Annotated in this window: 9 protein-coding genes; 1 reads left to right on the forward strand and 8 read right to left on the reverse strand. The window is 72.6% G+C overall.

Annotation, left to right across the window (positions count from 1 at the left end; translation table 11 throughout):
- Positions 1 to 10: 10 nt before the first annotated feature.
- The 7 genes from ACIA5F_RS22960 to ACIA5F_RS22990 form a co-directional block, all read right to left on the reverse strand.
- Positions 11 to 901, reverse strand: coding sequence for an SAM-dependent methyltransferase (locus ACIA5F_RS22960; protein ID WP_399355830.1), 891 nt, complete (start codon positions 899 to 901; stop codon positions 11 to 13).
- A gap of 191 nt (positions 902 to 1092) precedes the next feature.
- Positions 1093 to 1572 (reverse strand): GNAT family N-acetyltransferase, encoded by a 480-nt coding sequence (locus ACIA5F_RS22965; protein WP_399355832.1) that lies wholly within the window; start codon positions 1570 to 1572, stop codon positions 1093 to 1095.
- A 150-nt stretch (positions 1573 to 1722) separates the two neighbouring features.
- Complete coding sequence (locus ACIA5F_RS22970) at positions 1723 to 2634, reverse strand: M56 family metallopeptidase (RefSeq protein ID WP_399355834.1); 912 nt, start codon at positions 2632 to 2634, stop codon at positions 1723 to 1725.
- Positions 2635 to 2637: 3 nt separating this feature from the next.
- A complete protein-coding gene (locus ACIA5F_RS22975) occupies positions 2638 to 3024 on the reverse strand; it encodes a BlaI/MecI/CopY family transcriptional regulator (protein ID WP_399355836.1) in 387 nt (128 codons plus the stop codon).
- Between the two features lie 180 nt (positions 3025 to 3204).
- A complete protein-coding gene (locus tag ACIA5F_RS22980) occupies positions 3205 to 3486 on the reverse strand; it encodes a metal-sensitive transcriptional regulator (protein ID WP_399355838.1) in 282 nt (93 codons plus the stop codon).
- 10 nt (positions 3487 to 3496) lie between these two features.
- Entirely contained in the window at positions 3497 to 5749 is a 2253-nt protein-coding gene (locus tag ACIA5F_RS22985) for a heavy metal translocating P-type ATPase (RefSeq protein WP_399355840.1), read from the reverse strand.
- A 102-nt stretch (positions 5750 to 5851) separates the two neighbouring features.
- Positions 5852 to 6142 carry a heavy-metal-associated domain-containing protein gene (locus ACIA5F_RS22990; RefSeq protein WP_399355842.1) on the reverse strand — a complete coding sequence of 97 codons (291 nt, stop codon included), beginning with the start codon at positions 6140 to 6142 and terminating at the stop codon, positions 5852 to 5854.
- A 177-nt stretch (positions 6143 to 6319) separates the two neighbouring features.
- Between ACIA5F_RS22990 and ACIA5F_RS22995 the strand changes: the two genes are divergently transcribed.
- The gene (locus tag ACIA5F_RS22995) at positions 6320 to 7291 is read left to right on the forward strand and encodes a hypothetical protein (RefSeq protein ID WP_399355844.1); all 972 of its coding nucleotides are present in this window, start codon (positions 6320 to 6322) and stop codon (positions 7289 to 7291) included.
- Positions 7292 to 7363: 72 nt separating this feature from the next.
- On the opposite strand, the gene ACIA5F_RS23000 is transcribed toward ACIA5F_RS22995, so the two are convergent.
- Positions 7364 to 10519 carry a DNRLRE domain-containing protein gene (locus tag ACIA5F_RS23000; RefSeq protein WP_399355846.1) on the reverse strand — a complete coding sequence of 1052 codons (3156 nt, stop codon included), beginning with the start codon at positions 10517 to 10519 and terminating at the stop codon, positions 7364 to 7366.
- Positions 10520 to 10776: the final 257 nt, after the last annotated feature.

Consider the following 10776-nt stretch of genomic DNA (forward strand, 5'->3'; position numbering starts at 1 on the left):
ACGGGGCAGGTCAGCCGTCGGTCCGGCAGACGAGGAGCACGCTCTCGGTCCGTTCGTCGATGCGGTGCCGGCGCCGGCCCTCGACGTGGAGTCCCGCCGCGCGGAGTTCGGTGGCGAGCTGATCGGGGTCGACGACCCACTTGTCGGTGGTCAGGACCACCCGCTCGGTGCTCAGCTTGCCGGTCCGGGCCGCGTAGTAGGTGATCCTCTCGCTCATGTCGGTGAGGTCGAAGACCTGACGGGCCACCACCCACTCCTCGATCCCGTCGAACCGGGGGACCGGGAAGGCCCAGGTCCGGTGCGGTTCCTCGGCCAGTCCGCGCGGCTGGTGCGCCGTGTAGTCGAGGGCCAGGGCGCCGCCGGAGTCCAGGTGCGAGGCGATCTCGCGCAGCAGCGCGGGCCGGGCCCGGGGCGGAACCGCCGAGACCATCGCCCCGGCCAGCAGCGCCAGCCGGTACGTACGCCGAAGGCGCAGCTCCGCGAGGTCGGCGCGGGTGGTGACCACGAGCCCCGACACCTGCGGTCCGATGCGCCGGGCCCACGACCGGAGCCGCTCCAGACTCGGGGCGTCACGGTCCACGGCCTCGACGGGGAAACCGTGGCGGGCGAAGGGCACGGTGAGGCGGCCCGGGCCCGAGCCGAGGTCGAGGACCGGACCGCCGGTGCGGCGCGCCAGGCTCAGGTAGCGGACGATGTCCGCGCTGTGCGGGCCGAGCAGCACGTCGTGCAGCCAGACCGAGTCCCGGTCCACGGGCGAGGCCGATTCGAGGCCGGGAAGGAACTCGGTGCTCTCGCCGGTCCCGGTCCTCGGGGGGAGGCCGGCGCCGGTGTGTCCGGACGGCAGGACCGGTGCGAGCGCGGCGGGCACGACGGGCAGGGACGTTCCGCTCGGTGTGTGCACCGCTCCTCCAGGGGCTCGTTCGGTCCGGCCGTCCGGGCGGGGCTCCCGTGCCGCCGGGGCCGCGCCGCTGAGGAGATCCTGTCCTGTGGCCCAGGGCGCGGACCAGGGGAAAGGGCTGCGTGAACACGCGATGGCGTGGATCTGCCACGGGACCGGGCGGGAGGGGAGCGCGGGAGCCGGGCGGGAGGGGGTCAGAGGGCGCGGCCGACCCGGACCGGGGTGAGGAGGGTGAAGCCGTGGTGTTCGAAGAAGGGGAGCGCGGGGTCCTGCCCGACGGGGAGGGTGATCCGCTGGAACTGCGCGCCGTGCGCGCGCATCCGCTCGGTGGCCGCCGCCAGCAGCGCCGTGCCGATGCCCTCGCGGCGCCGGGTGACGGACGCGCAGACGGCGTAGATCTCGCCCTCGGCCGGGACGGGGACACCGCCCGACACCGCGCCGACGACGGCGCCGTCCGGATCGGTCGCGACCAGCCAGCCCAGCCATCCGGGCGCCCCGCCGGGAATTTCTATTTCCGCTCTTATGCGGGGCAGCGCGCAATGGTCCGAGACCAGCCGCTCGGCACCCGTTCCTCCGAGTATTGCGCCATAGGCGTCCCGAATGCCTTCGGCGAGAAGCCTGGAAATCGCCGTCGCGTCACCGGGCGCTGCCGTTCGCACGTCAGCCAGCAGCATTTGTTCCGCACCTCTCGCCGTCCCGGTCCTGGGCCCGCACGCGCCCACGATAGCGGGGAATTCGAGTGATCGGAGCCGATGTCAAATCTACGAATTTGCTTAGTAATTGGATGAGGTGGTGAGGAGGGGGCGGCGGTGTGGTGGGGGTCGCTATCCGGGCAGTGCACAACAGGCCATGACGAGGGGGGCGATGGCGCCGACCGCGGAGGTCACCGCGATCGCCCCGCGCAGCGCCGGATGCCCCGGATGGAACGGAGTCAGGATGCGCCGCATCCGCAGGGCCGCCGAGGGGCCGCCCGCCGCGAACGCCTCGCGCGGCGCGTGTCCCACGGCCAGCGTGTAGAGCGCCGTGGCCAGCTCCTCCCGCGAACAGGCCCGCAGCGCCCGGTCGTCCGCCGCCATCTCCAGGAGCAGCGGTACGGCCTTGCGGCCCAGCCGGGCCAGCGGCAGCCGGGGGAAGACGGCCCCGTAGGCCCCGGCGGCGGCGACCAGCAGGTGGTGGCGGCCCGCTATGTGGGCCCGCTCGTGGGAGAGGGCGGCGGCCAGCTGCCGGTCCGTCAGGAGGGAGACGGCCCCGGAGGAGACCACGACCCGGCGCGCCCGGCCGGGCAGGCAGTAGACCGCGGGGCGAGCGTCGGCCAGGACGGTCGCGCCCAGCGCGGGGTCGTACCGGCCGACCAGCCGCAGCAGTTCCGTGTGGCGGGCCCGGGCCCGGCGGGCCCGCAGCAGCTCGCGCGCGAAACCGGCGACGGGCAGGGCCAGGACGACGAGGGCCGCCACGGCGGCGACGGCCTCGGGGAGGCTCGCGTCCGCCAGCCGGCCCGGGGAGGGCGGGTCCAGTGCCAGGGCCGTGTCGGTGATCCGGTGGAGCGTCCTGCCGGGCAGCAGCAACTGCGCCGGGAGCACGGCGGCCGAGAGGGCGAAGACCGTGCCGCACAGGGCCCAGGCCGTCAGGGCCAGGCGCGGCACCTGCTGGGTCCAGCGGGCCCGGACCAGGAGCCAGGGGATCAGCAGTCCGGCGGCGAGGGCGAGCCCGAGGGGCGGCAGGATGTGGTGGGTCACCGCTCACGCCCCGGGCCGGCGGCCGGCCGGCCGGTCGCGGCGGGCGGCGCGCAGCACGGCGTCCAGGGTCTCCACGTCCTCGTGGGACATGTGCTCCACGAACCGCAACAGCGTGGCCTCGCGGTCCTGGCTGTCGCCGAGCGCGTCCTGCATGAGGGCCGCCGTGTACTCCTCGCGGCTGCGGACCGCCTCGTAGAGCCAGGCGCGGCCGGACTTCTCGCGGCGCAGCCAGCCCTTGCGGTGCAGGATGTCCGCGACGGTCATCACCGTGGTGTAGGCGACCTGCCGCCCCCGGTTTATGTCGTCGACGATCTCGCGGACGGTGGCGGGCCGTTCCCACAGCCACACCCGGTCCATGATCTCGGCCTCCAGCTCTCCCAGCCGGCGCACGCGCGTCCCCCTCGGCCCTCGACCCCTCGTGAGCGGCTCATCGTACGGGCCGCCGACCCGGAATCGGCATACCCCTGGTAGGTATGTTTACAGGAACGTGGCACTGAGGCGACGAACCGCCCCGGAGCGAAGTCTCCTTCGCGCCGGGGCGGTCACGGTGTGTGGCACCCGGAGGCCGGGCTACGTTCGGATGAGCCGGGCGATGGCCTTGGACGCCTCGCCCACCTTGACCCTGGCCTGGTCCCCTCCCTGGGCGATGGCCTCGGTGACGCAGCAGCTGAGATGCTCGTCCAACAGGGCCACGGCGCAGGACTGGAGCGCGGCGTTGACCGCGGAGACCTGGGTGAGGACATCGATGCAGTAGGCGTCCTCGTCGACCATCCGCTGCACACCGCGGACCTGGCCCTCGATGCGCCGCAGACGTCTGATGATGTCTTCCTTGTGCTGTACGTAACCGGCCATGGCGGGCTCCTCAGCTACCCGCGGCCCGGAAGCCGCGCAGACGCAGGCTGTTGCCGACGACGAAGACCGAGGAGAAGGCCATGGCCGCTCCGGCGATCATCGGGTTGAGCAGTCCGGCCGCGGCGAGCGGCAGGGCGCCCACGTTGTAGGCGAAGGCCCAGAACAGGTTCGAGCGGATGGTGCCGAGCGTCTTGCGGGCGAGCCGGATCGCGTCGGCGGCGGCCAGCAGGTCGCCCCGGACCAGGGTGAGGTCGCCCGCTTCGATGGCGGCGTCGGTGCCGGTGCCCATGGCCAGGCCCAGGTCGGCCTGGGCGAGCGCGGCGGCGTCGTTGACGCCGTCGCCGACCATGGCGACGCTGCGTCCCTCGGCCTGGAGCCTCTTGACGACGTCGACCTTGTCCTGCGGCATGACCTCCGCGATGACCTCGTCGATGCCCACCTCGGCGGCCACGGACTCGGCGACCGCCTTGTTGTCACCCGTCAGCAGGATCGGGGTCAGACCCAGGGCCCGCAGCCGCCGGATCGCCTCGGCGCTGGTCTCCTTGACCGCGTCCGCGACCTCCAGGACCGCACGGGCCTCACCGTCCCAGGCCACCGCGATGGCGGTCCGCCCGGCGACCTCGGCCTCGGCCTTGGCGCGCTCCAGGTGCGCGGGCAGCTCGATCGCCCACTCGGTGAGCAGCCGCTCGCGGCCGACGAGCACCGCGTGGCCCTCGACGACGCCCTGGACGCCCAGGCCGGGGATGTTGGCGAAGTCCTCCAGGGCGGGCAGCGTCCCGACCTCGGCGACGGCTCCGGCGGCGACGGCCTGCGCGATGGGGTGCTCGGAGGCGTGCTCCAGGGCGCCCGCCAGACGCAGCACCTCGGCCCTGTCCGCGTTGTCCGCGGTGTGGACCTTGAGCAGGGTCATCTTGCCGGTGGTGACGGTCCCGGTCTTGTCCAGGACGATGGTGTCGACCTTGCGGGTGGTCTCCAGGACCTCGGGCCCCTTGATCAGGATGCCGAGCTGCGCGCCGCGCCCGGTGCCGACCATGAGCGCGGTCGGTGTGGCCAGGCCCAGGGCGCAGGGGCAGGCGATGATCAGGACGGCCACGGCGGCCGTGAAGGCGGCGGTGAGGCCGGAACCGGAGCCCAGCCAGAACCCGAGGGTGGCCAGCGCGAGCCCGATGACGATCGGCACGAACACCGCGGAGATCTTGTCGGCGAGGCGCTGCGCGGCGGCCTTGCCGTTCTGCGCGTCCTCGACCAGCTTCGCCATCCGGGACAGCTGAGTGTCGGCGCCGACGCGGGTGGCCTCGACGACCAGGCGTCCGCCCGCGTTGAGCGTGGCACCGGTGACCGGGTCCCCGACGGAGACCTCGACGGGGACGGACTCGCCGGTGAGCATGGAGGCGTCCACGGCGGAGGAGCCCTCGACGACGGTGCCGTCGGTGGCGATCTTCTCGCCGGGGCGGACCAGGAAGCGGTCACCGACCTGGAGTTCGGCCGTGGGCACGGTGACCTCGCGACCGCCGCGCAGGACCGTGACCTCCTTGGCGCCCAGCTCCAGCAGGGCCTTGAGCGCGGCGCCCGCCTTGCGCTTGGACCGGGCCTCGAAGTAGCGGCCGGCCAGGATGAAGGCGGTGACTCCGGCCGCCGCCTCCAGGTAGATGTTCCCGGCGCCGTCGGTCCGGGCGATGGTGAACTCGAAGGGGTGGGTCATGCCGGGGACGCCGGCCGTCCCGAAGAACAGGGCCCACAGCGACCACAGGAACGCGGCCGTCGTGCCCACCGAGATCAGGGTGTCCATGGTGGCCGCGCCGTGCTTGGCGTTGGTCCAGGCGGCGCGGTGGAAGGGCCAGGCGGCGTAGGTGACGACCGGGGCGGTCAGGGTCAGCGAGAGCCACTGCCAGTACTCGAACTGCAGGGCCGGGGCCATGGCCATCGCGATGACGGGCACGGAGAGCAGGACGGCCGTGATGAGCCGCTGCCGCAGCGGGCGCAGCTCGTCGGACTCCTCGGCCGGCGCCGCGGGCGGCCCGCCCGGGGTCTCCCGTACGGGCTCCTGCGCGGTGTAGCCGGTGGCCTCGACGGTGGCGATCAGCTCCGCGACGGAGATGTCGGCGTCGAAGGTGACCTTGGCCTTCTCGGTGGCGTAGTTGACGGTGGCCTCGACCCCGTCCATGCGGTTGAGCTTCTTCTCGATGCGGGCCGCGCAGGAGGCGCAGGTCATGCCGCCGATGGCGAGCTCGACCTGGGCGGCGCCGGGCGTGATGGTGGTCATGAGTGCTGCTCCTCGTTCGAGCGCGAGCGGTTCGGGGGCCGGGGCCCGGTGGACGGACGGGCCCCGGCGGCCAGGTGTCAGATGTCAGGGTCGTACGGGCGGTCAGGCCCGGCCGGTCAGTTCGTAGCCGGCGTCGTCGACCGCCGCCGTGATCGCGGTGTCGTCGGGCTCGCCGGCCGTGGTCACGGTGACCAGGCCGCCGGCGATGTCCACGTCGACGGAGACGACCCCGTCGAGCGCGCCGACCGACGCGGTGATGGCGGTCCTGCAGTGCCCGCAGGTCATGCCGGACACGCGGTAGACGGTGGCGGTGGTGTCGACGACCGCCGTGGCGGTCGCCGAGGCGTCGGCGTTCGTGCCGCAGCTGTTGTCGGGAGTACAGCAGGAAGACATGGGCTTCTCCTTGATCGTTCCGAGTACCCTGGGGGGGTATCTCCGGACTGGGTCCAGATATACCCCCCATAGGTATCCGTTCGCAAGTGCTCGCCCAGCTTGACTTGATACCCCCTGGGGGTATGGTGGGCTCATGGAACAGCCGATCGCGGCACTACGTCGTACGGGAGATCACCCATGAACACCGGAGTCAGGATCACCGCCTTTGCCGCCGCGCTCGCCGCGACCTTCGGCACCGCGTACGGGGTCGGGGCGGGCGTGGGCCCGATGGGCGCCCCCGCGAAGGCGGAGCACGCGGGCCACGCCGCACCGGCCCGGGACGAAGGGGGCGGGGACGGGCACGCGGACCACGGCAAGGCCGCCCAGGCGTCCGCGGCCGGCGGCCTCCAGGTCTCCGAGGGCGGCTACACGCTCTCCCTGGAGACCCCGCGGGTCGAGGCCGGACCGGGCGGGATCAGGTTCTCCGTCAAGGACGACGCCGGCCGCAAGGTCACCGCCTACAAGACCGAGCACGGCAAGGAGCTGCACTTCATCGTCGCCTCGCGCGACCTCACGGTCTACCGCCACCTGCACCCCGAGCGGGCGGCCGACGGGACCTGGTCGACCCCCGTGGACCTGCCCGCGGCGGGCGGGTACAAGGTGTTCGCCGACTTCACCCCGGCGACCCCCGGCGCGAAGGGCGTCACCCTCGGCGCGGACCTCTCGGTGCCCGGCGGCTACCGGCCCGCCGCGCTGCCCCCGGCGGCGACGACGGCGGAGGTGGAGGGGTACCAGGTCGCGCTGGGAGGCACCCTGGAGCCCGGCCGCGCGGGCGAACTCACGCTCACGGTGAGCAAGGACGGAAAGCCGGTCACCGATCTCGAACCGTACCTCGGGGCCTACGGCCACCTCGTCGCCCTGCGCGACGGCGACCTCGCCTACCTCCACGTCCACCCCAACGAGGGCGGCCCCGGACCGGAGGTCTCCTTCACGGCGACCGCCCCGAGCGTGGGCACCTACCGGCTCTTCCTCGACTTCCAGCACGGGGGCAAGGTCCGGACGGCGGCCTTCACGGTCCACGCGGGCGCCCCCGCGAACCCCGCCCCCGCACAGGCCCCCACCACCCCCACGACCACCCCCGCCGCCGAACCGGACGGCCACTCCCACTGAACACCACCCCGATGGGGCCGCGGACACCCCGCGGCCCCATCGGCGTGCCCGCGAACAGGAACGGCCGGAAGGTCAGCCGAAGGACTTGATGCCCGTCCAGTTGACCGACAGGACGAGTTTCTTCGCCGCGCCCGTGTTGGTGGTGGACGGATGGTAGACGCGCATCTGGCCGTCCGACCTGTAGCGGACCCACAGGTCGGGAATCTTGTCGTTGTTCACGTCCGGGATGCCCACGACCGCCGAGATGTTCGCCTCCGACCAGCTCGTCCCGTACGCGACGTCACCGTCACGGGAGTTGGCCGCCGTGGTGAGCGAGTTCAGGTCCACACTGCCCGCGCCCGTGCCCGGCTTGCCGTGGCGGACGTACATGTTGCCGTTGTCCAGGTTGCGCCACAGCAGGTCGGGCGTGCTGTCCAGGTCGATGTCCGCCACGTTGACGATCTCGCGGCGCGCCCAGGCGTCGACGTTCATCAGGGTCGCCGTCTGGAAAGTGGCGCCCGTGTAGCCGGTCAGCGCCCAGTAGGCCGTCCCGGCCCGCAGGAACAGGTCCGGCAGCTTGTCGCCGGTGACGTCGCCGACCGCCTTGATCTGCGTCCAGGTCGACGGGGCGGGCGCGTTCGCGGGCAGCCGGACCTTCAGCCGCTGGTCGACGTCGAAGGTTCCGTACCCGTCCCCGGGGTAGAGCCAGAACCCGCCGTCGGGGGTGCGGGCGAACAGGTCGGTCGTGCCGTCACCGGGGTAGACGTCCGCGTACTTGGTGATCAGGGCCGCCTGCCCGGAGGCCGGGTCGAACCAGTGGCCCTTCGGGTGCATCGCCTTGTCCGAGGTGTACGAGCCGGCCAGGCCGCCGTACAGCTCGCCCTCGGGGCCTCCCGGGTAGGAGAACAGGTTGCCGTTGGCATCGATGACGAGCAGGTCGGCGATGCCGTCGCCGCCGACGTCACCGGGGCTGTCGGCCTTGTCGTTCGGCGGGACGTAGAACTGGTAGTCCGTGCGGGGGCTCTGGTTCCCGAAGGAGTCGAGGGCGTACACGTGCAGCCAGTTCGGGCCCGAGTGGGGCGGTTCCAGGTTCTTCACGGTGAGGCTGCCGTTGGCGTCCGCGTTCTCCTCCTTGTAGCTCACCCCCTCGAAGCCGTACTTGAACTTGGCCGCGCCCGCGGAGGTGAAGGTGACCGGCCCGCTCTGGCCGAACTTCACCGTCGCCCAGGTCATGCCGTCGGAAGTGGCCTCCTTGAAGACGGCGCTCTCGACGTCGGGCTGCGGCGGCGCCGAGCCGTCGATGGTGATCCGGCAGGGCTCCGTACCCGAGGGGAAGTACGTGGACACGCCCGGCGTCGGCGTCACCGAGTCCTCGGCGCGCACGTCCCACGAGTAGGTCGTCTTGTCCTCCAGGGAGGCGGAGGCAATGGTGAGCGTGGCCTTGCCGCCGCTCAGGCTGGTGACGAGGGTGCCGGTGGGGACCGCCGCCCCGGTCTTCCAGAAGCGGAAGCGCAGCCCCTTGAGGTTGCCGTCGGGGTCGGTGGCCGCCGCCGACAGGACGAGGTTGGTCTTGCCGACCGTACGGCCCCCGCCGGGGCCGGGCACGCACGCGCCGCCGGGCGTCGTGGTGCCGCCGGTCGGCTGATTGGGGTTGCGGTTGTAGACGGCTTCCAGGGTCGCGGAGGTGGCGCGGAACTTGCGCCAGGTCTGGGTGTCCGACTCACTGGTGGCCCGCATGCCGAGGGTGATGTTCGACCAGCCCTTGTCGGCGCCCTCCTGGGCCGCCTTCTGCACGTCGAAGGAGACGTACTCGTCACCGCAGGCGGTGGACCAGCCGTGGGCGAAGGACTTCTTGTCCAGCTGCGTGGCCCAGCTCGGCTGCTTGTTCCAGGTGGTGCCGGAGGAGATCGAGCCGGTCAGCCAGAACTGGAACTCACGGTCCGTGCAGGACCAGGAGTGGTTGTTGAGCACCTTGAACTTCGCCGAGGTGATCTTCGCGCCCTTGAGACCGGTGGAGTAGCCCATGCGCCAGAAGGAGCGCGCGAGGCCGCCGGTGTCGCTCTCGTAGCCCACCCGGGCGTCGGAGGTGCCGGAGCTGAAGTTGGTGCCGTTGTAGAAGCTGCTGTTCGGGTACGGACGGTACGCGGTCGTCCACGCCTGCCAGCCGCTGTTGAGCGTCGGGTCGACGAAGACCGGGAAGCGCACGTCCTCGCCGGTCAGGAGACCGGTGGCGGCGGCGTCCAGGTGCAGGCGGGCGTCGCCGCTGTCCGCGCCGTCGAGGCGGACCGGCAGCGGTGCCTGGCGGGCACCCGGCTCGATGCCGCTCAGACCCGACAGCCTCAGCACGTCGGCGGCGGTGGCCACCGAGGTGCGCGGGGCGGACTCGGACGGCGCGAGCTCGGGGTCACGCCCGCTGGAGTCCCAGGCGAACGGGGCCGGGACCGAGGTGATCTCGGCCCCCTCGCGGTCGAGGACCAGGATCTGGCCGCTGGACTCGTCGTGGCGGAAGACGGCCGTCTGCGAACGCAGGCCGTACGTCACGGTCCGCAGCGCCTGCTGCGCGGCGGCCTCCCGGTTCTTCACGATGAGGAGCTGTCCGAAGCCGCCCTCCTCACGGGCGACCAGGAGCAGGTCCACCCCGGGCAGCACCTCCGGGTAGAGGGCGCGGGGACCGTCGAGCACCGGCTCCGGCAGCCTGCCGGGCCAGGTGTAGGCCACGGTGTGGCCGTTGACGTCCATCTCGGCCAGGACGCTCTCCCCGGCGGGGGCGTCCTCGGCGCGCACGGTGAGCGGGCCACGGGCGTACGAGCGGTCCGCCCGCCCCGTCCCGTCCTGCGTGCCGCTGGAGAAACGCACGGGGAGGGGGGCGTTGGCGGGGCCGACACCCAGGCCGCCGGGCGCGTTCTGCGTCCGGCTCAGCTTGGTGTCGATGGGCGCCCACTGCCCCCCGGCGTTCTTCGCGCGCTGCGGTACGGCGGCGATCTGGGCGCGGAACTGCCCGTCCGGCAGAGCCCAGACGAGCTCGGTGGCGGTGGTGGCCGTGTCCACGGGCACCTGTGTGCCGGTGCGCAGCGCTTCGGCCACGGCGGCGGTCTCGTCGCGGGGGCCGGTCGCCACCGCAGTGGCGTCCGCGGCCGTACCCCCACCGGGAACGGGGTCGTCGGGCTGCGGCCACCAGGGCAGCAGGGCGGCGGTGAGTGCGGCCAGGAGAAGGCCGAGGGTGCAGGACAGTCGGGTGCGTGTACGCACGAAGGGACTGAGCAAACGGGGCGGCGCGGTCACGGCGGTCTACTCCCGTGTGGACCAGGTGGAAAGGGAAAGGGGCAGCACAGACAGCCCCGTTCGGCACGCCGAGGGGCAGAGGCGCGCAAAGAGTCACACGCGGGGACCAGGGCGTCCAGACATGAGAATTTTATGAATCTGTTACCAAGATCAGGAAACCGGACCGGCCCGGACGGCCGGTGTCCCCATCTGGGGCTTTTCGCTCCGGCGCTACGGCAGGGAAC

Origin of the sequence: Streptomyces sp. NPDC051567, from assembly GCF_044454165.1 — a bacterium.
Classification (GTDB): Bacteria; Actinomycetota; Actinomycetes; order Streptomycetales; family Streptomycetaceae; genus Streptomyces.